Source organism: Streptosporangium sp. NPDC087985, from assembly GCF_044741965.1.
In the GTDB taxonomy this organism is placed as follows: Bacteria; Actinomycetota; Actinomycetes; order Streptosporangiales; family Streptosporangiaceae; genus Streptosporangium.
In genome coordinates, this window is sequence record NZ_JBIUTQ010000001.1 from 226,990 (window position 1) to 247,386 (window position 20,397).

At 70.3% G+C, this 20,397-nt stretch carries 21 protein-coding genes and 1 tRNA gene; 12 read left to right on the top strand and 10 right to left on the bottom strand.

Going from position 1 to position 20,397, the window contains the following annotated elements; translation table 11 throughout:
- Positions 1–54 precede the first annotated feature (54 nt).
- Entirely contained in the window at positions 55–351 is a 297-nt protein-coding gene (locus ACIN94_RS01185; protein ID WP_400697886.1) for a hypothetical protein, read from the bottom strand.
- 628 nt (positions 352–979) lie between these two features.
- Positions 980–2,155 (bottom strand): esterase-like activity of phytase family protein, encoded by a 1,176-nt coding sequence (locus tag ACIN94_RS01190; protein WP_400697888.1) that lies wholly within the window; start codon positions 2,153–2,155, stop codon positions 980–982.
- Positions 2,156–2,307: 152 nt separating this feature from the next.
- Between ACIN94_RS01190 and ACIN94_RS01195 the strand changes: the two genes are divergently transcribed.
- The 3 genes from ACIN94_RS01195 (at position 2,308) to ACIN94_RS01205 (ending at position 5,080) form a co-directional block, all read left to right on the top strand.
- A tRNA-Arg gene (locus ACIN94_RS01195) sits at positions 2,308–2,380 on the top strand.
- 538 nt (positions 2,381–2,918) lie between these two features.
- A complete protein-coding gene (locus tag ACIN94_RS01200; protein WP_400697891.1) occupies positions 2,919–4,409 on the top strand; it encodes an MDR family MFS transporter in 1,491 nt (496 codons plus the stop codon).
- Between the two features lie 122 nt (positions 4,410–4,531).
- A complete protein-coding gene (locus ACIN94_RS01205; RefSeq protein ID WP_400697893.1) occupies positions 4,532–5,080 on the top strand; it encodes a hypothetical protein in 549 nt (182 codons plus the stop codon).
- Between the two features lie 191 nt (positions 5,081–5,271).
- Here ACIN94_RS01205 and egtD read toward each other — a convergent pair whose 3' ends face one another.
- From egtD to egtA, 4 genes are all read right to left on the bottom strand, one after another.
- Positions 5,272–6,252: an L-histidine N(alpha)-methyltransferase gene (gene egtD / locus ACIN94_RS01210; protein ID WP_400697896.1), complete on the bottom strand. Its 981-nt coding sequence runs from the start codon at positions 6,250–6,252 to the stop codon at positions 5,272–5,274.
- A gap of 98 nt (positions 6,253–6,350) precedes the next feature.
- A complete protein-coding gene (gene egtC / locus ACIN94_RS01215) occupies positions 6,351–7,055 on the bottom strand; it encodes an ergothioneine biosynthesis protein EgtC (protein WP_400697898.1) in 705 nt (234 codons plus the stop codon).
- On the bottom strand, positions 7,056–8,357 hold the full coding sequence (gene egtB, locus ACIN94_RS01220; RefSeq protein WP_400697900.1) for an ergothioneine biosynthesis protein EgtB: 1,302 nt from the start codon (positions 8,355–8,357) through the stop codon (positions 7,056–7,058).
- A complete protein-coding gene (gene egtA, locus ACIN94_RS01225) occupies positions 8,354–9,580 on the bottom strand; it encodes an ergothioneine biosynthesis glutamate--cysteine ligase EgtA (RefSeq protein ID WP_400697903.1) in 1,227 nt (408 codons plus the stop codon). The genes egtB and egtA overlap by 4 nt, the downstream gene beginning before the upstream one ends.
- A 128-nt stretch (positions 9,581–9,708) precedes the next feature.
- Between egtA and ACIN94_RS01230 the strand changes: the two genes are divergently transcribed.
- Positions 9,709–9,990 carry an anti-sigma factor family protein gene (locus tag ACIN94_RS01230; RefSeq protein ID WP_400697906.1) on the top strand — a complete coding sequence of 94 codons (282 nt, stop codon included), beginning with the start codon at positions 9,709–9,711 and terminating at the stop codon, positions 9,988–9,990.
- On the opposite strand, the gene ACIN94_RS01235 is transcribed toward ACIN94_RS01230, so the two are convergent.
- The gene (locus tag ACIN94_RS01235; protein ID WP_400697908.1) at positions 9,955–10,194 is read right to left on the bottom strand and encodes an anti-sigma factor family protein; all 240 of its coding nucleotides are present in this window, start codon (positions 10,192–10,194) and stop codon (positions 9,955–9,957) included. The two genes, ACIN94_RS01230 and ACIN94_RS01235, sit on opposite strands and share 36 nt — an antisense overlap.
- A gap of 41 nt (positions 10,195–10,235) precedes the next feature.
- Positions 10,236–10,886, bottom strand: a complete 651-nt coding sequence (locus ACIN94_RS01240) for an RNA polymerase sigma factor (protein WP_400697911.1) — start codon at positions 10,884–10,886, stop codon at positions 10,236–10,238.
- A 217-nt stretch (positions 10,887–11,103) separates the two neighbouring features.
- On the opposite strand from ACIN94_RS01240, the gene ACIN94_RS01245 reads away from it, so the two are divergent.
- From ACIN94_RS01245 to ACIN94_RS01255, 3 genes are read left to right on the top strand one after another with little or no spacing between them, the layout of a single operon-like run.
- A complete protein-coding gene (locus tag ACIN94_RS01245) occupies positions 11,104–11,556 on the top strand; it encodes a hypothetical protein (protein ID WP_400697914.1) in 453 nt (150 codons plus the stop codon).
- Positions 11,553–11,855, top strand: a complete 303-nt coding sequence (locus ACIN94_RS01250; RefSeq protein ID WP_400697917.1) for a transcriptional regulator — start codon at positions 11,553–11,555, stop codon at positions 11,853–11,855. The genes ACIN94_RS01245 and ACIN94_RS01250 overlap by 4 nt, the downstream gene beginning before the upstream one ends.
- A 22-nt stretch (positions 11,856–11,877) precedes the next feature.
- Positions 11,878–12,774 carry a DMT family transporter gene (locus ACIN94_RS01255; RefSeq protein WP_400697919.1) on the top strand — a complete coding sequence of 299 codons (897 nt, stop codon included), beginning with the start codon at positions 11,878–11,880 and terminating at the stop codon, positions 12,772–12,774.
- A 16-nt stretch (positions 12,775–12,790) separates the two neighbouring features.
- On the opposite strand, the gene ACIN94_RS01260 is transcribed toward ACIN94_RS01255, so the two are convergent.
- A complete protein-coding gene (locus tag ACIN94_RS01260; protein ID WP_400697922.1) occupies positions 12,791–13,300 on the bottom strand; it encodes a VOC family protein in 510 nt (169 codons plus the stop codon).
- 73 nt (positions 13,301–13,373) lie between these two features.
- On the opposite strand from ACIN94_RS01260, the gene ACIN94_RS01265 reads away from it, so the two are divergent.
- Entirely contained in the window at positions 13,374–13,823 is a 450-nt protein-coding gene (locus ACIN94_RS01265) for a MarR family winged helix-turn-helix transcriptional regulator (RefSeq protein WP_400697925.1), read from the top strand.
- 77 nt (positions 13,824–13,900) lie between these two features.
- A complete protein-coding gene (locus tag ACIN94_RS01270; RefSeq protein ID WP_400697928.1) occupies positions 13,901–14,122 on the top strand; it encodes a hypothetical protein in 222 nt (73 codons plus the stop codon).
- A 16-nt stretch (positions 14,123–14,138) separates the two neighbouring features.
- Here ACIN94_RS01270 and ACIN94_RS01275 read toward each other — a convergent pair whose 3' ends face one another.
- Positions 14,139–15,308, bottom strand: coding sequence for an ROK family protein (locus tag ACIN94_RS01275; RefSeq protein ID WP_400697931.1), 1,170 nt, complete (start codon positions 15,306–15,308; stop codon positions 14,139–14,141).
- 78 nt (positions 15,309–15,386) lie between these two features.
- On the opposite strand from ACIN94_RS01275, the gene xylA reads away from it, so the two are divergent.
- The 3 genes from xylA to ACIN94_RS01290 all read left to right on the top strand — a co-directional run bounded on the left by xylA (position 15,387) and on the right by ACIN94_RS01290 (position 20,352).
- Positions 15,387–16,538 (top strand): xylose isomerase, encoded by a 1,152-nt coding sequence (gene xylA / locus ACIN94_RS01280; protein WP_400697934.1) that lies wholly within the window; start codon positions 15,387–15,389, stop codon positions 16,536–16,538.
- Positions 16,535–17,929: a xylulokinase gene (xylB, locus tag ACIN94_RS01285; protein ID WP_400697937.1), complete on the top strand. Its 1,395-nt coding sequence runs from the start codon at positions 16,535–16,537 to the stop codon at positions 17,927–17,929. The genes xylA and xylB overlap by 4 nt, the downstream gene beginning before the upstream one ends.
- A gap of 215 nt (positions 17,930–18,144) precedes the next feature.
- Positions 18,145–20,352, top strand: coding sequence for a nitrate- and nitrite sensing domain-containing protein (locus ACIN94_RS01290; protein WP_400697940.1), 2,208 nt, complete (start codon positions 18,145–18,147; stop codon positions 20,350–20,352).
- Positions 20,353–20,397: the final 45 nt, after the last annotated feature.

The following is a 20,397-nucleotide window of genomic DNA, read 5'->3' on the forward strand; positions in this document are numbered from 1 at the left end:
GTCGGGGCCGCCGGTGGCGACGGTTCCGTACACCGTCTGTTGAGCCCGCAGGTCTCAGTTCGGCGGGGTCAGGTTGACGAAGGGGGTGCAGTTTTCCGGCCAGGCCGGATTTCCGGGGGTTCCCGGAGTGGGCTGGACGGTGCATCGGGTGTAGGCGATCTCGCCCGCGCTCCGCACCGTGACATGAATGTCATTGCCCATGCCGGCCAGGGCCACGGCGGCCACTCCGCCGGGATAGTTCGCCAGTGACGAGATGTCGACCCAGCGGGGCACCGTCCGCAGGTCCCGGATGAATGTCGCTCCGTCACTCCTGACGGCTCCGATGAACGTGAGGCTGCCCTGGAACGCCATGGCGATGCTCGACCCCAGCCCCTGAGGGCCAAGTGGTCCCTGGAGGCCCTGCGGTCCCGGGGTGCCTGGGAGTCCCCGCGGACCCTGCGGACCGCGCGGGCATTTGGACTGCTTGGGGTGGCCGTTCTTGCGGCCGTCTCGTTTTCCGGTCTCCGGCTTCCTGAAAGCACTGACGGAATACTGACGCAGAGCCACCTCGCCGCTGAGGGAGCTCAGGTGCTGTTGGGTGGCCTCGGAATTACCGGTGGTGGCGCCGGCCGGTACCTGGTCCGATACTGCAAGAAATGCGCTGATTAATGTCGTCGCGACGACCCAGACCCGAATCCGCTTGCCGGGCCGGGGGCCTGGAACCCCCAGGTTGCCGTTAGAGGTCATTGCATTGAATTCCATATCATTTGCCATTCCGACGGATCGGACTTGGGTGGACTGCTGTGGCGGTGATAGTTGGAAGGTACCCGTTGGCCGACGTGACAGTGCATTTATTCGGTTAACGAAAGTTAAATGCGCGTCGCGGCGGCGTAAAAATGCCCCGCCCTTCGCTTTCCGTGATGGGCTGCACTTTCAAGGCGCATCATCGAATTAGATAGAATTAATATGCGATGAGGGTGCTTGGTGGAGATTCAGCCCGTCACGTGTAGACGTGCGCGTCGGCCTGGAGCGGGTGTGACAGCCGTACGGTGATGAACTCGTTGTCGTCGGGCTTGCCCGGCGTACGGCAGGCGGAGAACGGGAAGTTGTTGTCGTTCAGGACGCCGAGGGTCCGGTCGTCGAGGATCACGACGTCCTCGACCGTCCGGAACGGGAAGCGGAAGGTCTTCCCGAAGCCGCCCAGCCCACGCGGGTTGGCCAGGTCGAGCAGGTCGGCGACGAGGGTTTTGCGCAGGTCCTTGCCGCCGCGGGTGTCCACGAGGTAGATCTTCTTGGTCTTCGCCGCGTCACCGTCGAGATCGTCCCGCTCGATGACCAGGAACCGGTGCCGGTCCACCGCGGTCATGTCGCTGACCCCGTTGCCGGGGCTCTCCAGCCGGTAGATCCATCGCTTGCCGGTGTAGGCCCTCTTGCGCAGGTCGAACTCGTGCATCCGCAGGCTCCCCGCCGGGTCGCCTTTCACGGTGCCCTCCAGCAGGGGGTACAGCGTACGGCCGTCAACCGAGCGGGCCATGCCCTCGAAGCCCTTGCTCCGGCCCAGATTCGGCTTGCCGCCGTTCAGGAGCGGGTTCTCCGGTGCCTTCACGCCAGGCAGCGAGATCGGAGCTTCCAGCAGCCTGCCGGACGCCGAGAAGTGCAGCAGGAACGGGCCGAACTCGTCGCCGATCCAGTAGGTCCCGTCGGAGATCCGCACGATCGACTCCACGTCGAAGTCAGCGCCGGTCAGCTTACGGTCGGTCCGGGTCAGCGGCCAGGTCACATGACGGTCAGGGTCACTCAGGTCGAAGCCGCCCAGCACCTCGATCCTGCCCTGCCGGAAGCCGGGCTTGATCCGGTGCACGCGCAGCAGAAAGTCGGAACTGTTTTTCCTGGCGCCGTACCCGTTGTCAGACAACACGTCGAAGGTGCCGTCGTCCCGGCGCACGATGCCGCTGAAACCTTGCACCGGCTGTGCGGCGAACGGCGGGGTCACCCCGTTGACCGGGGCCGTGCCAAGCCGGGCGCCCGACGGCTCGCTGCCGGGTACGGACGTCCGGGCGGGCAGGGAGGCGAACCCGGCCAGCGTGGCGCGGCCGAAATCCGGGTGCCGGGGGCCGGCCATCGCGGGTGTGGCCACCGCCAGTGCCAGTACGGCCACGCCAACGGTGATCGTCATACGCCGTCTCATTGCAGCACGTTAGGAAACCCGGGCGGACGGATGATGTCGCGCCACGCCGTCGTGCCGATCATCGAGGAGTCTGTCGGGGATGCATCCGTTAAGTGGTTCGAGGCACGGCTCGAGACCCGCTATGATTACTTACGCAGCGAGCGGCCGTAGCTCAATGGATAGAGCATCTGACTACGGATCAGAAGGTTGGGGTTTCGAGTACCTCCGGCCGCACACATGCAAGAAGGCCCCTGAGCAGGCATTACGCCATCGGGGGCCTTCTTGGTTTCTTGATCGTTCGAGCTTCTTGCTAACACCCTTGCTAACAGGGGGCTCCCGGTTGGCTCCCATCACCCTTCGAGCGTGGTCATTATGAAGTATCGGGCACACGCCGGCACCCATGAGGCGGCTGTCGGCCTGGCTGATCGATAGCCGTTCCTTACCGCAGAGGATCATCAGGTTGTTCGACCGCAGGTGCAAGCTGGTCACTCGGGATCGATGACCCTTCCCGGTCCGTGGTGCTCGCTACCGTGGTGACCCAGCCCTCGGGGCGTGTGGTGTGCGAGGTGTTCGCCCAGATCATAGAGCGATTCGGTTGCTCCTTCGCGCGATCTGGAGATCGTCGTCCGCCGGTGAAAATCGGGTGACATTTCGCGTCACCTGCCGGAATGCTGGGGGCGGGCGATGAGTTTTGTCGGTGGTGCCGGTCAGACTTTGCATGACCACAACTTCTTGTGAGACCCAGGGCTGGGATGCCAGCCATGACCACGTCATGTCCGACAACTCCGATCGAGGTCCCGTGCTCAGCCCACAGCTCGACTCACCCGCCAAGCCCGCGACCGCCGTTTCCGGTCGCACCCCGGCCGTGATCCGGCTGCTGGTGCTCGCCACATTCGTGGTCATCCTCAACGAGACGATCATGATCAACGCGATCCCGCGGCTGATGGGCGCGCTGCACATCACCGAGCAGACCGCACAGTGGCTCTCGACCGCCTTCATGCTGACCATGGCCGCTGTCATCCCGATCACCGGATGGTTCCTGCAGCGGGTGTCCACCCGCAGCGCGTACAGCACCGCGATGGGCCTGTTCCTGCTCGGCACGGCGTTGGCCGCCGTCGCGCCGTCGTTCGAGGTGCTGCTGGGCGCTCGCATCATCCAGGCGTCCGGGACGGCTGTGATGATGCCGCTGCTGATGACCACGCTGATGCAGGTGGTGCCCGAGGAGGACCGGGGCCGGGTGATGGGCAACGTCTCCCTGGCCATCTCGGTCGCGCCCGCCATGGGCCCGACGGTCTCGGGAGTGATCCTCCAGTTCGGGTCCTGGCGGCTGCTGTTCGCCGTGGTGCTCCCCATCGCCGCCGTGATCACATGGCGCGGCCTGAAGCAGCTCGAGAACGTCGGGGAGCCCCAGGTCAGCACCATCGACTGGTTGAGCGTGGTGACCGCCGCCGCCGGCTTCGGCGGCCTGGTCTACGGGCTCAGCTGGTTCGAGGGTGGTGACGTCCGCGTCGCCGCCGCGATCGTGGCGGCCGGCCTGGTGGCCATCGTCGTCTTCGTCGTCCGCCAGCTGTCGTTGCAGAAGTGCGGCGTGCCGCTGCTGGACCTGCGTACCCTGCGCTACCGCACCTACACGGTCGCGCTGATCATGATGTCGGTGGCCTTCATGGCGATGCTTGGCTCGATGATCTTGCTGCCGCTGTACCTGCAGAACGTCCGCGAGCTCAGCGCCCTGCAGACCGGACTCCTCGTGATGCCGGGCGGCCTCGCGATGGGGCTGCTCGGTCCGACCGTCGGCCGCCTGTTCGACCGGTTCGGCGGCCGGGTTCTGGTCATCCCTGGCGCGATCGGGATCACGCTCGCGCTCACCGGCTTCACCCAGGTCACGATGACCATGCCGTTCTGGCAGCTCCTCGGTCTGCACGCGCTGCTGATGGTGAGTCTGGCCGCGACCTTCACCCCGGTGTTCACCCTCGGGCTCGGAGCGGTTCCACCGCCGCTCTACTCCCACGCCAGCTCGATCCTGAGCACGTTGCAGCAGGTCTCCGCGGCCATCGGCACCGCGCTCGTGATCACCGTGATGAGCGCGCGAGCCGATGCCCTGAGATCCGCGGGAGCCACGGAGGCGCTCGCCAACCTCGACGGCATGCGGCTGGCTTTCATCATCGGCGCGGTGCTGTCCGTGGCCGTGGTCGTCACCGCCCTGCTCCTACCCGCCCGAGCGGACAGCGCCAGCGAGATCGAGGGGACGCCGCCGTCGCGGTGATCAGGGCTGCTTGCCCCGTCGGGCAAAGGCATGTTCAAGCGGTCCGTGTCGTGCCTGCGGAGTGGCGCGGTCGCGTGTCTCCTTGGCAGGAGTGTTGGTCCCACTCTTCCTGGAGGCCGGAGATGAGGAAGTTGCTCCATGCTGGCGTGCTCGCGCTCAGCCTGTCCGTGGCTGGATGCGGTAGTGCCAGTGAGGGGGGTGCGGCCGACCTGGTCGCCGCGGACCAGGCCCACGCGTCGCTCACCCCGTACGCGACTCCCACCGAGTCCGGTACGCCATCGGGCAGTCCCACCGAGTCCGGTATGCCATCGGGCAGGGCCATGGTCGAGCTGGGAGACACGAAGATCGGAAAAGTCCTGGTGGGTGAGGAGGGCCGCACGCTCTACCTCTTCAAGAAGGACAAGGACGGCAAGTCATCGTGTTCGGACGCCTGCGCGATGGTATGGCCGCCGTACCTCACGGAAGGGAAGCCCGAGGCCGGCAACGGCGTCAAGGCGGACCTGCTCGACACCATCAAGCGGGAGGACGGCAAGACGCAGGTGACCTACAACCACCACCCGCTCTACTACTACGTCAAGGACAAGAAGGCCGGCGACACCACGGGGAACGACATCGAAAGCTTCGGTGCCGAGTGGTACGCGGTGACCGCGGAGGGCAAGAAGGTCGGCTGAGGCCTGGCACGCACTGCTGCCGCCCCCGCCTGTCCGGTCGAGGACGTGCCTGGGCCGACCGGTGACGTCCTCCCCGTCCGCGAGAGGGTCGTCTCGCGGGCAGAGTGGTTTTCACGCGGTGGCGAAACCGGCCTCGCCCAGCGCGTCCCGCGCCCCTGCCGTGATCCGGTCGACGTCGCCGCGCCCGGCGATCACACGCCGGCCAGGACGAGGCTGAAGTCGCCGGTGGGATCGGTGGAGAGGCTGATCACCGTGAACCCTGCCGCGGTGAGCTCCCGCCGCAGGCCCTCGGGGTGGAACTTGGCGCTGATCTCGGTGCGCATCTCCTCCCCGGAGGTGAAGGAGACGGCCAGGTCGAGGCCGCCGATCCGCACGCGCATGGCGCGGGTCGCGCGCAGCCGCATCTCGATCCAGTCGTTCCGCTCGTCGTACAGCGCGACGTGCTCGAAGGCGTCAGGTTCGAAGTCGGCCTCCAGCTCCCGGTTGATCACGTGCAGGACGTTCCGGTTGAAGGCGGCGGTCACCCCGGCCGCGTCGTCGTAGGCCGCGATCAGTCGCCCGGTGTCCTTGACCAGGTCGGCCCCGAGCAGGAAGGTGTCGCCGGGACGGAGGGTGTTGCGCAGCTCCTTCAGGAACACCTCGCGCGCCTCCGGATCGAGGTTGCCGATCGTGCCGCCGAGGAAGGCCACCATCCGCCGCCCTCGGCGGGGCAGCAGCGCCAGATGGCGCTCGAAGTCGGCGCAGACCGCCCGCACGGCCAGGCCGGGGTAGCGGCCGGCGAGCCGCCGTGCGGCGTCACCCAGGGTGACGGCATCGACGTCCACCGGGGTGTAGGTGCGCAGTGTCCCCGTCACGGAGAGGGCGTCGAGCAGCAGGACGGTCTTCTCGCTGGTTCCCGAGCCGAGCTCGACCAGGGTGTCCGCGCCGCTGCGTGCCGCGATGTCCAGCGCCTCCCTGCGCAGGATGGTCAGCTCGCGGCGGGTCGGATAGTACTCCGGAAGCCGGGTGATCTGGGAGAACAGGTCGCTGCCCGCCGCGTCGTAGAACCACTTGGGCGGGAGCCACTTGGGTTTAGACGTCAGACCGGTGCGGACGTCGTGTTCGAGTGCCTGGCGCAGGTAGTCGTGTTCGAGATGGCTGACCAGGTGTACGGCTGACTGGCTGACGGACACGGGTCCTCCTGAGTCGATGGGTCACGGCCCCTCTCGCCTGGCGGCTCGCCGGTCCGTGATCACGATGCTGTGTCTGCCTGTGACCTCGCTCCGCTGGGTCACAGGGGCTGGATGCGCACCCCGTCAGGTGAGGCGAGAACCAGGGTCCGCTCCGGTACGGCCTGCCAGCCGGGCCGGTCGTCCAGTGGCTCGCTCGCCACGAGCACGCCGTCGTCGAGATGGAGAAAGAGCGTGTCGCCCCAGACGGTCGCCGCGATCGACGTCCCGTCGCAGGCGAGCAGGTTCAGACGGGCCTTGGGATCCTCCGTTCCGGCGTGGATGACGACCTCCGCCAGCGCGTCGCCGAGCGGGTGGCCCGCGCGCCGCCGTGCGAACACCGCGGCGGCCAGCCATGCCGAGTCGCAGGGACTCTCCGCGCTGTCGGCGAGACCTCGCACCGCCTCCCGCGCGACGCGGCCGTTGTGGCTGAGCAGCCACGGCCCGTCGGTGAAGGGCGCGGTCGCCGTCTCCTCGATCGGCATGCCAACGGTCGCCGACCGTATGGCGGCCAGCAGGCATCCCGAGCGGGCGATCCGCGCGAGGCCGGGCAGGTTGGCGTCCGTCCAGATGGGGATGGCGCGACGGTAGCGGACGGGTTCCGTGCCGTTGGCGTCGTACCAGCCGACGCCGAAGCCGTCGGCGTTCAACGCGCCGTGGCGCTGCAGGCGCGGGGCGTAGGACTGCCGGAGCAGGCCGTACTCGGGCTCGTGGATCAGCGAGGTGAGGCTGCGGGGCGCACCCAGCCAGGCCGCGTGACGGCACATCTACACCTCCTCCGAGGAGGCGGAGCGGGCACAGCGGAAACCGGAGAAGATCTGCCGGCGGATCGGATGGTCCCAGTTCCTGAACGTCGTGCGGACCGCGGCCGGGTCGGCCGCCCAGGACCCGCCACGGAGCACCCGGTAGTCCCCGCCGAAGAAGACCTCGCTGTACTCCCGGTAGGGGAAGCTGCGGAAGCCGGGGTAGGGCAGGAACCGGGAGTCGGTCCACTCCCACACGTCCCCGATCATCTGCTCGGCGCCGCAGGGGCTCGCCCCGGCGGGGAAGGCGCCGAGCGGCGCGGGCCGGGCCGCCCGGTGGCCGAGGTTCGCCCGGCCGGGTCCGGGAGCGTCGTCACCCCACGGGTACGTCCGCGCCCGTCCGGCCGCCGCGTCCCAGCCGCAGGCCTTCTCCCACTCGGCCTCGGTGGGCAGCCGCCTGCCGGCCCAGCGGGCGTAGGCGTCGGCCTCGTACCAGCACACGTGCTGGACGGGCTCGTCCATGGGCACGGGCTCGGGCCGGCCGAAACGGGTACGCCACCAGGCGCGGCCCTCCCTGGTCCAGAACAGCGGGGCGGTGACGTGGTTCTCCTGCAGCCACCGCCAGCCCTCCGGAATCCACCAGCGTGGGTCGTCGTAGCCGCCGTCCTCGATGAAGGCGATGTAGGCGCCGTTGCCGACGGGGAACCGGTCGATCCAGTAGCCGGGCAGGTGGACCCGGTAGGCGGGGCGCTCGTTGTCGTAGGCCCACGGCTGGGTGTCGGTGCCCATCAGGAAGGGGCCCTCGGGGACGAACACCTCCTCCTCCCCGGTGGCCCTGCCGGGCGGCAGGGCGCCGTCGCTGACCAGGCCGGGCTCCCCCGACAGCTGCAGGGTGGCGAGCATCGTCTCGTCGTGCTGGTGCTCGTGCTGGATCACCAGGCCGAAGACGAAGCCGTCCCGCTGGAGCGGGTCGGGGCCGTGCAGGTCGATCGTGTCCAGGATGTCCAGCACCCGGCCACGCACGCCCTTGATGTAGCGGCGTGTCTCGACCGGTCCCAGCATGGGCAGGCTCGGGCGGTCCTTGCGGGGGTGCTTGAACGCGTCGTACAGGTCGTCGATCTCGGGCCGGAGCGGGGTGATCCCGCCGGCCTCCCGCAGCACCCAGAGCTCCTCGTAGTTGCCCACGTGCGCCAGGTCCCACACCAGCGGTGACATCAGCGGCGAGTGCTGCCTGACCAGCAGATCGTCGTCGGCGTCGGTGTAGGTCAGCGACCGGTTCCGCGCCGCGACCAGTTCGGCGGCGATCCGCTCCTTGAGGTCGTTCATGTTCGCCCCTCCTCGGTCAGCCAGGCCGACAGGCGCCGCGCCGGCCCTTTCGCCAGATCCAGCAGGTCCATGGCCGGTGAGCGGCCGGGTGTCACATAACGGTCGGCGAACGCGGCCACCTCGCGGGTCAGGGCCGGGGTGACACCCAGGCGGGGCATCGCCGCGAGGGCGGCCCGGAAACAGGTCTCGGCGGCCCTCCGCAGCCGGGGATCCGCTAGACCGTGGAGTGCCGCCCGCGGCCACGTCGCCGCGTACGGTTCGACCGCGGCCATCGCCGCGTCCGCCGCGTGGTCGTCCATCACGAGGGCGTGGATCACCGCCACGCACACCGGCCAGTCAGCCGGGTGCTGGGCGTCGAGGTAACGGATCTCCAGCCAGCCACGTGGCCGTACCGGAGGGAAGATCGTCGTGGCGTGGTAGGCCAGGTCCACCAGGGTCGGCGGGCGCGCGGGCGCGGCCAGCCAGTCGCGGAAGGTCGAGCCGTCGCGGACGACACGGAACCGCTGCTCGTTCTCGCGCACGAGCATCAGCCGGGCGTCGAGTAGATACTCCGCCCAGGCGGCGGCCGGGTCGCCGGCCGCGGGGAGGGGAGCCGTCCGGGTGCGGTCGAGGTTCTCCCAAACCGCCTGGCGGCCGGACATCCACCCGCACGGCCGGTTCTCGCTGAGCGGCGAGTTGGCGAAGGCGGCCAGCAGGACGGGCCCCAGCAGGTGCGCGCGTTCCCATCGCACCGCGGGTCTCTCGCCCAGGTCCAGGTTGATCTGGACGGACGCCGTCGAGCACATCATCAGTGCCCCGTACGGCGCGCCGAGGAACGCGGCCATCGCCTCGTAGCGGGGCAGGCGCAGCTGCCGCCGTGCCGGCCGTACCGGGTCGAGGCCCACCCCGGCCAGCACCAGGCCCGCCTTCCACAGGGCCGCGCGGGTGGCGTCCACGTCGGCGGCGAGGCGGGCGATCGCGTCAGGCAGCGGACCAGCCGGCCCGGAGAGCTCAAGCTGGCCGCCCGGCTCGAAGGTCACCCGGCTCCCGCCGGGCAGAGGTGGCAGCGCCTCGGCGGTCCTGGCCACCGGGACCTGGCGGGTGAGGGCCGTACGGTCGAAGACCAGGAACTCCAGCTCGACTCCCACCTGATCCCCGGTGGAACCGCGGAAGCAGCCTCGGGCGAAGTCCTCCACATCCGAGACGTCGCGGACCAGGGTGTCCTCGGCGGCCAGCTCGGTCATCGTGCCCCTTCCGTCCGATGTGTACGGATCTATAGACCCGTGAGTCGCGCCAGCGTTACAGCGGACGGCCGGGTGTAACGGATCGATCCGCAGACGGCACTACGCCGTATGGAACACGGGTGGGGATGATGCGAGCCGGGTCACGCCGGGGGCGATCGGCCGACTGCCGCGAGGCCGTGGGGCTCGTCACGGACTATCTCGAAGGGGCTCTCCCCGCCGGTCGGCGGCGATGCCTCGAAGCCCATCTGTCCGCATGCGCCGGGTGCTCCGGCCGCCTGGAGCAGATCCGGGCGACGGTCGAGGTCCTCGGCTGCCTCAGGACCGGCGTCATTCCGGATCGGACGCTCAGAAGATTGTGCGGGGCCTTCCTCGGCTCAGGAACGTCCCCGGTCGCGGAAGGCGGACAGTAGCCGCTCGCGTGTTTCGCCGGGCAGCCCTCCGGGCTGCGGCTCGCCAAGGGTGACGACGGTGGTGCGGAACTGGCCGAGGTAGCGCCTGCAGCCCTCGCAGTCGCCGAGGTGCTCCTCGAACCGGCCGCCCGTGGGTTCGTCGAGCCCGCCCTCCAGGTAGGCGGTGACGAGTTCCACCAACTCGTCGCAGCTGAACCGCTTCACGACGCTGACCGCCTTACCTTCTCGGTGCTGCACTGATTCCACTACGCCGACCGCCTCGCCGTCTCGAAATACTCCTCCAGCCGCCCGCGCACCGACGCGCGGGCGCGATGCAGCAGGACACGCTGGTTGGCCGCGGAGATCTCCAGGATCTCGCAGACCTCCTCGGACGTGCACCCCTCGACATCGCGGAGTGTGATCACCGCCCGTTGCCTGGGCGGCAGCTCGGCCAGGGCCGCCCCGATCCGGCCGCGCACCTCCGCGGCGAGCACCTCGCCCTCCGGAGTCGGCCAGGCGGACGGGAACTCCTTCCAGTGTCCGGGGAAGGGGTCGCCCGCGCCCTGGAAACGCGAACGGTCGACCGTCGGGCTCTCCTGCTCGAAAGCGCTGCTCCACGGGACCGTGCGGTTCTCGCGCACCCCCCGCTTCTTGGCCGTGTTGACCAGGATCCGGTAGACCCAGGTCTTGACCGACGAGCGGCCCTCGAAGCCGTCGATTCCCCGGATCACCGCCAGCCAGGTGTCCTGCACGATCTCTTCCGCCGAGTCGTTGGTGGACACGTGCGAGCGGGCCAGCCAGAGCATCCCCCGTGACCAGGTGTCCAGCAGTGCCGCGAACATCGTTTCGTCCCCGGCGCGCAGCGCCGCGACGACGACGTCGTCCGGGGGCAACCTACCGCCCGGGAACGGCTCCACGGCTGTCTCCTCCCGGTCGGGCCTCTGGGACTTTCATCACGTCGTGGCGTGTCCTCTCCGCTGAAGCGCTTCCGGAGCGAGGCGGATGTCCGAAGGGGAGGATTCCCGCCCCGAACTGGACCGACACCTTCTCCTCCGGTCCGGACCGCCCTCATCTCTTTCCGTATCGGAAAATCATGAGTTGACGTGTTGGAAAGTCAGTGACACGCTTTCCGGTATGGAAACACACGCCGGATCCGGCGATCCCGCCCCCCGTCCGACCCCCGAAGAGGCGAGCGCCGCGCTCCGCGAGGTGGAGCAGGCCCGATCCTCACTCGACAGCGTCCCCATGCCGGGGTGGTACACAACCATCCTGGCCCTCCTGGTCGCCGGGACCGCACTGTGCCAGCTGCTGCCGACGACCGCCACGGTGGTGGTGGCCCTGATCGTGGCGGCGGGGATGGGGATGACGGTACGCGTGTACATCAACAAGGTCGGGTTCTGGCGACAGGCCAGGGGGCGTGAGGTGTGGCCCGCGGTGGTGCCTCTCGTGCTCATCTACGGTGCCGCCGCCGTGCTCGACCTGGGCTACGGCCAGGAGTGGGGATGGATCGTGGCGGCCGTGGTGGGCGGGAGCGCCGTTCTCGGCCTCGGTCACTACCACCGGCGGCGTGTCCGGAGGCAGGCATGACGGTCGCGCGTGAGGCCGCCGACGGCTTCGACGCGACGATCCACGCGCCGAACCGGCTGCGCGTCTGCGCCCTGCTGGACGCGGTGACCGAGGCGGAGTTCGGCGTCGTCCAGGAGCGGCTCGACGTCAGCGCCTCCGTGCTCAGCAAGCACGTGAGCGTGCTGATCGAGGCCGGTTACGTCAGGCAGCGCAAGGCCACCCGCGACACCCGGCAGCGGGTGTGGCTCCAGCTCACCGATGCCGGCCGTGCCGCCTACCGCGCCCACGTCGCCGCTCTCCGGGCGATCGTCGGGGAGTGACCCGGGCCCTAAAGTTCCGCATATGGAACAAATCATGACGGCGGAGACTCGGGCAGACCGCCGGGCGCTCGTGGCGGCGGGCGTCACCGTGCTGCTGTGGGCCTCGGCCTTCGTGGCCATCCGCAGCGCCGCGCAGGACTTCTCTCCCGGCGCCCTGGCCCTGGGCCGACTGCTGGCGGGCTCGGTGGTGCTCGGTGCCATCTGGCTGGTGCGGGGCGAGGGGCTGCCGCCGCGCGCCGCCTGGCCCGGCATCCTGGGGTCGGGGATCCTCTGGTTCGGCCTCTACATGGTCGTCCTGAACTGGGGCGAGCAGGAGGTGGACGCGGGGACCGCAGCAATGGTCGTCAACGTCGGCCCGATCGTGATCGCGCTCCTCGGTGGCTGGCTGCTCAGGGAGGGGTTCCCGCCCCTTCTGATGGCGGGGATGGCGGTCTCGTTCGCCGGTGCCGTCGTGGTGGGGGTGTCGATGTCCGGCGGCGGCCACGCGTCGATCGTCGGAGTCCTGCTCTGCCTGTTCGCGGCGGTGACCTACGCCGGTGGCGTGGTCTGCCAGAAGCCCGCGCTGAGGCACGCCTCGGCGTTGCAGGTCACCACCTTCGGCTGCTTCGTCGGGATGGTGGCCTGCCTGCCGTTCGCGGGCGAGCTGGTGTCGCAGCTCGGGACCGCGCCGCTGTCCGCGACGTTGAACGTGCTCTACCTGGGTGTCTTTCCGACGGCTCTGGCCTTCACCACCTGGGCCTACGCCCTCGCCCGCACCACCGCGGGCAGGATGGGTGCCACGACCTACGTCGTCCCCGCCCTGGTGGTGCTGATGGCCTGGATCGTCCTTGGCGAGATCCCCGGCTTGCTGACCCTGGCCGGGGGCCTGCTCTGCCTGGCCGGCGTGGCCGTCTCGCGGAGACGCCCCGGAACGGCGTGAGTTCCGGGCGGGGCGGTCAGACGGGGATCGAGACTCCGAGGCCGCCGCGGGTCCGCGCGCCGTAGCGCTCCTTCTCCCTGGCGAGGTCGAGGGGCTTGATGCTGCTGCGCCCGCTCAGCAGCTCCTCGGTGAGCAGGTCGGCCGGGACCAGCCAGGACACCTCGAACTCCAGGCCGTCGGGGTCCTTGGCGTACAGGGCCTTGGTGGTGGAGTGGTCCGAGGCGCCGACCAGCGCGTTCAGCTCGCCGAGCTTGAGTGCGATCCGCTCCAGCTCCTCCAGGGTGTCCACCTCCCAGGCCAGGTGGTAGAGCCCGACGGTGGAGCGTCCGGCGCCGGAGGGGCCGGCCTGGGCGCCGAGCTCGAACAGGCCGAGGTCGTGGTCGTTGGTGGAGCCGGAGGCCTGCAGGAACGCGGCGCCCCGCGCGCCCATGACGACCCTGAAGCCGAGGGCCTCCTGGTAGAAGGCGACGCTGCGCTCGACGTCGCGCACGAACAGGACCGCGTGGTTGAGCCGTTGGACCGGCATGGTTCCTCCCATAAAACTTGAACTCTCAAGTACATTACCTCCACTTCCTTGAGAGTTCAAGTAAACTGATGTCGTGACGCGATGGCTGGACGATGACGAGCAGTGCACCTGGCGCGCGTTCCTGGCGGCCTCGCAGCTCGTCCAGGAGGAGCTGGACCGGCAGCTGCAACGGGATTCCGGCATGCCGCACGCCTACTACGCGGTGCTGGTGAAACTGTCGGAGGCGCCGGACCGCATGCTGCGGATGAGCGAGCTCGCGACGGAGGTCAACTCCTCGCAGAGCCGGCTCTCCCACGCGGTGGCCCGGCTGGAGGAGCGGGGCTGGGTGCGGCGCGAGCCCTGTGCCGCCGACAGGCGCGTGAGCTGGGCGGTCCTCACCGACGAGGGGTTCGCGGTGCTCGCCGCGGCCGCGCCCGGTCACGTCGAGGCGGTACGGCAGAGCCTCTTCGACCGGCTCACCCCCGAGCAGGTCCGTCAGCTCGCCGGGATCTGTACGGCGGTGCTGAGGGAAACGGCACCCTGAGCGGGTCTCCCGCGAACTGTCGGTCGCCCGTCGTAGCGTTGCCACCGATCGTTCCGACTCAACAGGGAGACGCGGGCATGACTGAGGCTTCTCTGCTCCGGACGGACGCCGAGCACGAGGCGAACCGCGTGCTCTTCAGGACCGTTCACGAGATCGCGGTGGGATATGCCGGAGCGGCCGTGCCCCAGGTGATCGCCGTGCTCCGCCGACGGCTGGTCGACGTGCCTGGCCTGGACGAGCAGGGGCTCCGGCGGATAGCCGAGGAGATCAGCGTGGGCCGGGACCCGTCCGGTCTGTAACCATGGGCCCGATAGGTCAGCGCGGGGCGGGGGCCGTACGGGCTGCGGTCAGGTGGGCTCCGGGGTCGGCGATGATCTGGTGGATGACCTGCCCGGCGGCACCAAGGGTCGCGGCGTCGCCGCCGAGCCGGGAGACCGTGAGCTCGGGGACGGCATGGCGCATCCCGGCCAGCCGGGCGGTCATCGTGTCGTGGGCGGGGCCGTGGATCCACGGGAACAGCGGGGCGAAGATGCCGCCCAGCACGACCGTCCCGGGGTCCATCAGGTGGACCGCGGAGGTGAGCGCGACGCCGAGTGCCCGCCCGGCGCGCTCGCAGGCGCGCAGCGCGCCGGGCTCACCCGCCCGGAGACGCTCCACGAGTTCGGGCACCCCGCCGAGGCCGGCGGCCCGCAGGAGGGCCTCCTGGCCCGCGTACTGCTCCAGGCAGCCCCGGCCGCCGCAGCGGCAGGGGGGACCGTCGGGGGAGACGATCACGTGGCCGAGCTCTCCGGCCAGGCCCCGGGCGCCGCGGAACAGGGTGCCGCCGACCACCAGGCCGGCGCCGATGCCGATCTCCCCGGACACGTGGAGGAAGTCGCCGGTGCCGGAACCGAACCAGAGTTCGCCCAGTGCGGCGAGGTTGGCCTCGTTCTCCACGGTCACGGGGAAGTCCAGCAGGTCGTCCACACGGACGTCGTGCCAGCCGAGGTTCGGGGCGGCGTGCAGGAGCCCGTCGTCCACAGGGCCGGGGACCGCGAGGGTGGATCCGGCGATGGTGAGGCCTTTCGAGTGGGCTTCATCCACAACCCTGTGGGCAAGTTCTTGCAGGTGAGCAAGGGTTTCCACAGGTGAGGCCGTCCTGTTGTCCACAGCCTGTGTACAACGCAGTCGCACCGAGAGCGTGAGATCCACGACGGACGCGGACAGGTAGTCGACGTTGATCTCCAGGCCGAGGGCCGCGACCCGGTCCCCGCTGAGGCTGACCGCCGTGCCCGGCCGTCCCCGCTCGCCGTCCCGCAGCGCGCCCGACTCGGTGACCATGCCCGCGTCGAGCAGGTCGCCGACCATCTTGGACACCGTGGTCTTGGTCAGTCCGGTGATCTCGGCCAGCGCCGCACGGGTGATCGGCCCGCTCCGGCGGACCTCACCGAGGACCACGCCGAGGTTGCGGGCGCGCATCGAGTCGTGGCGTACGGCCTGCGTCATGAAACACCCACCTCTTGACGATCTCACCATCTCGTCCCATATTAAGTCCACAAAGTGGATTAAATTGGAGGACTGCGCATGAGCGACTACACGCCCAGGCCCGAGGACCGCTTCACCTTCGGGCTGTGGACCGTCGGCTGGCCCGCCCGTGACCAGTTCGGAGACGCGAGCCGGGCCCCGCTCGACCCGGTGGAGAGCGTCCACCGGCTCGCCGAGCTCGGCGCGTACGGCGTCACCTTCCATGACGACGACCTGCTGGCCGTCGAGCCGGACCGGGACAGGGCCGTCGAGCGTTTCAAGAAGGCCCTGGCGGAGACCGGGCTGAAGGTCCCGATGGCCACCACGAACCTGTTCACCCATCCGGTCTTCAAGGACGGCGCCTTCACCAGCAACGACCGCGAGGTCCGCCGCTACGCCCTGCGCAAGGTGATACGCAACATCGACCTGGCAGCCGAGCTCGGTGCGACCACCTATGTCTGCTGGGGCGGCCGGGAGGGTGCCGAGTCCGGCGCCGCCAAGGACATCAGGGCCGCGCTCAGCCGTTACAAGGAGGGCATGGACCTGCTCACCTCCTACGTGATCGACAAGGGCTACGACATCAGGTTCGCCATCGAACCCAAGCCGAACGAGCCACGCGGTGACATCCTGCTCCCGACCGTCGGCCACGCGCTGGCGTTCATCGGCGAGCTGGAGCACTCCGAGCGGGTCGGTCTCAACCCCGAGGTCGGCCACGAGGAGATGGCCGGGCTCAACTTCGCGCACGGCATCGCGCAGGCGCTCTGGCACGGCAAGCTCTTCCACATCGACCTGAACGGCCAGCACGGCACGAGGTACGACCAGGACCTGGTCTTCGGCCACGGTGATGTGAAGAACGCGTTCTTCCTGGTGGACCTGCTGGAGAGCGGCGGCTACGACGGTCCCCGGCACTTCGACTACAAGCCGTTGCGCACCGAGGACGCCGAGGACGTCTGGGTCTCGGCCGCGGCCAACATGCGCACCTACCTGATCCTGAAGGAGAAGGTGAAGGCCTTCCGTGCCGACCCCGAGGTCGCCGAGGCGCTGGCCGAGAGCAGGGTCGCCGAACTGTCCGAGCCCACGCTGGCCCCTGACGAGACGCTGGCGGACCTGCACGGTGACGACTTCGACCTCGACGGGGCCGCCGCGCGCGGCTTCCACTTCTCCCGGCTGAACCAGCTCGCGATGGAGCACCTCCTCGGGGTCCGCGGATGACCCTCGTGGCCGGGGTCGACTCGTCGACCCAGAGCTGCAAGGTGGTGATCAGGGACGCCGAGACGGGCGCCCTGGTGCGGCAGGGGCGCGCCGCCCATCCGGACGGGACCGCGGTCGATCCGGCCGCCTGGTGGTCGGCGCTCCAGGAGGCGATCACGCGGGCGGGCGGCCTGGACGGTGTCGCGGCCATGAGCGTCGGCGCCCAGCAGCACGGCATGGTCTGCCTGGACTCCTCCGGCGCCGTCGTGCGGGACGCGCTGCTGTGGAACGACACCCGCTCGGCCGGGGCCGCCCGGGATCTGGTGGAGGAGCTGGGCGGGCCGGTGAGGTGGGCCGAGGCGGTCGGCAGCGTGCCGGTCGCGTCGTTCACGGTGACCAAGCTCCGCTGGCTGGCCGAGCACGAGCCCGGCAACGCCCGCCGTACTGCGAGGGTGTGCCTGCCGCACGACTGGCTCACCTGGCGGCTGGGCGGGGAGTTCGTCACGGACCGGGGTGACGCGTCCGGGACCGGATACTGGTCGCCCGCGACCGGCTCCTACCGGACCGATCTCCTCAAGGCGGCCTTCGGCGCCGTCCCCGAGCTGCCGCGCGTGCTGGGGCCCCGCGATCCGGCGGGTGAGCTGCGCGTCCCCGGCGGCGGCCGGCCGCCGGTCCGGCTCGCCCCCGGGACGGGGGACAACATGGCCGCGGCCCTCGGCGTCGGGGCGCTGCCGGGGGACGTGGTCGTGTCGATCGGCACGTCGGGGACGGCGTTCGCGGTCGCCGAGAGCCCGAGCGCCGACCCCTCGGGCGCCGTGGCCGGGTTCGCGGACGCCACCGGGCGGTTCCTGCCGCTGGTGTGCACGCTCAACGCGGCGCGGGTGCTCGACGCTGCCGCCCGGCTGCTCGGGGTCGACCTCGACCGGCTCGGGCAGCTCGCCCTGGAGGCCCCGGCCGGCGCGGGCGGCCTGGTCTGCGTGCCCTACCTGGAGGGAGAGCGGACCCCGAACCTGCCCGACGCCACCGGGTCGCTGCACGGCCTGACCCTGGGCACCTCGACCCCCGCCCATCTGGCCAGGGCGGCGGTGGAGGGCATGCTCTGCCACCTGGCCGACGCGTTCGACGCCCTCGGGCTGGACCCGGAGCGGGTGCTGCTCATCGGGGGCGGTGCCCGGTCGGAGGCCGTACGGCGGATCGCCCCGGCGGTCTTCGGACGGCCCGTGGTCGTTTCTCAGCCGGGGGAGTACGTCGCGGACGGGGCGGCCAGGCAGGCCGCCTGGCTGCTCAGCGGTGGCGACGAGCCCCCCGCCTGGGAGACGGCCGGGGCGGAGCGCTTCGAGGCCGACGCCACGCCGGCCGTGAGAGCCCGCTACGCCGAGGTCCGCGACGGCCGGACCCACGGCGGGAGCTGACGGTCCGTCCTACGCCCTGGCCACCGCTGCGGCGCTCCCTCCGGGGTGGCCAGGGCGCCGCTCTGAGCGGACTTGTCTCGCACCATGACTATTTCATGACAGGTCACAAATAGGATACGAATACCACTACAATTCAGTGCTATCCTCGTCGGCGATCTAGAGATCGTCCGGAGGCCTCCGCCGCCGGCGCTCCGAGACCGGACCGTAGAGGTGACATGGCATCGAGCAAGTCCATCCGGTTCAAGATCTCGGTATTGGTGGCCATCCCCCTGACCTCGCTGGTCGCCCTCTGGGGCTTCGCAGCCACCGTCACGGTCGGCGCCTCGGTGAGCCTGCTCGACGTCACCACGCTGTACGGCTCCTTCGGCGGACCGGGTGACACGCTGAGCAGCGCCCTCCAACGGGAGCACCTGCTGTCGGCCGAGTATCTGGCCGGTCGCTCGGACGCCGACCACGCCACCCTCGCCGGGCAGCGCGTCGTCACCGACCAGGCCCGCGAACGCTTCCGGAAGGCGGCCACCTCCGACGCGGCCCAGTCGGCCATGACCGCGGAGACCCGGGTCCGCTTCAACGAGTTGATGGACCAGGTGAACGCGCTCGACACGGTCCGAGCCAAGGTCGACAACGGCCGGATCGGGCCGGTCGCGCTCTCCAACGCCTTCTCCCTGGTGCCCGACGCCCTGAACCGGCTCTTCACCACCGTAAGCCTCGGCCACGACCTGCCGCTCTACCGGCAGTCGCGCAGTCTCGCCATGATTACCTACGCCAAGGACTTCCTCGGCCGTGAGCGGGCGCTCGCGGCCGGGTCGCTGGCGCGCGGCCGCCCCCTGCCGGCCGGCGAGCTACGCCTGTTCACGCAGCTCTCCGCCAAGCGGCTCTTCCTCATGGACCAGGGGCTGCCGGAGCTGGAACCGGCGCTGCGCCGGCCCTTCGACGAGCTGACCGACTCGCGGCTGTACGCCAGGTTCACCGGCCTGGAGGAGCGCCTGCTGGCCGGCGTCGCCGTGTCGCCCACCGAATGGCGGGCCACCAGCGATGAGCTGGAAGCCGCCTACCAGAGATCCGTGACGGCGGCCGGCATCGCCCTCTACGACCGGGCGACGCCGGCCGCCGTGGAGACCTTCGCCAGAGCCGGGATCGCCGGCGTGCTCGGGCTCGTCGCGGTGATCGCGTCGCTGCTGGTCTCCTACCGGGTGGGCAGCGGGCTCACCCGGGAACTCGCCGGCCTGCGACGGGCCGCCACGGAACTCGCGGAGGTACGGCTGCCGCGGGTCATGGAGAAGCTGCGCAGGGGCGAGCGGGTGGACATGGCGGCCGAGGCGCCCCTGCTGCAGCCGCTGGGCAGCACGGCCGAGGTGCACGACGTCGCCGCCGCCTTCGACAGTGTCCAGCACCGCGCGGTGGACTCCGCCGTGGAGCAGGCCAGGCTCCGTGAGGGCATCGCCCAGTCCTTCCGCAACCTCGCCCGGCGGAGCCAGTCCCTGCTGCAGCGCCAGCTCAAGCTGCTCGACGGGATGCAGAAGCAGGCCGAGGACCCCGAGGCGCTGGAGAACCTGTTCCGGCTCGACCACCTCACCACCCGCATGCGCCGCCACGCCGAGGGGCTGGTGATCCTCTCCGGCGGCGCCGCGGGCCGCAAGTGGCGCTCGTCGGTCCTGATGGAGGACGTGCTGCGCGGCGCGGCCGCCCAGGTCGAGGACTACGCCCGGGTGCGGATCTACCCGATGTCCGGCACCACCCTGGCCGGCGGCGCGGTGGCCGACATGATGCACCTGTTCGCCGAGATCATCGAGAACGCCACGATCTTCTCCCCGCCCGGGGGCGAGGTGTCGGTCCGGGGGGAGCTCGTGGGGCGCGGTTTCACGATCGAGATCGAGGACAGGGGGCTCGGGCTGACCCCCGAGAAGCGTGCCGCGATCAACGAGCGCCTGGCCAGCCCGCCGGAGCTCGACCCGGCCGAGACCGACCGGCTGGGTTTCGCGGTGGTCGGCCTGCTGGCCGCGCGGTACGGGGTCGGCGTGACGCTGCGGCCCTCGCCGTACGGCGGGACCGGCGTGGTTATCCTGCTGCCGGAGTCCCTGCTGGGCGATCCGGAGCAGGTCGAGCCGGAGGAGCCGGTGCTGCGGGAGATCGTCAAGCCCGCCGGACCGGCGGAGCCCGGGAGAGCCGCGGAGCCCCTGGTGCCCGTCCCCGCGGACCTGTGGAAGACGTCGCAGCGGCGCGGCCACGGCGGGCTGCCCCGCCGGGTGCGCCAGGCGAACATCTCGCCGCAGTTGCGGCAGGCGCCCTCCCTGGCAGCCGAACCGGAGGAGGAGCGGTCACCGGAGGAAGCACGAGCGCTGCTGAGTTCCCTGCAGACGGGGTGGCGACGCGGCCGGTCGGACGGAGAGCACAACGGGGAGGGCGACGGTATGGAGCGGTGAGCCGGGGCCCAGAGGCGGGGCGCGGCCGCCAGGCCGGAGCCGCGG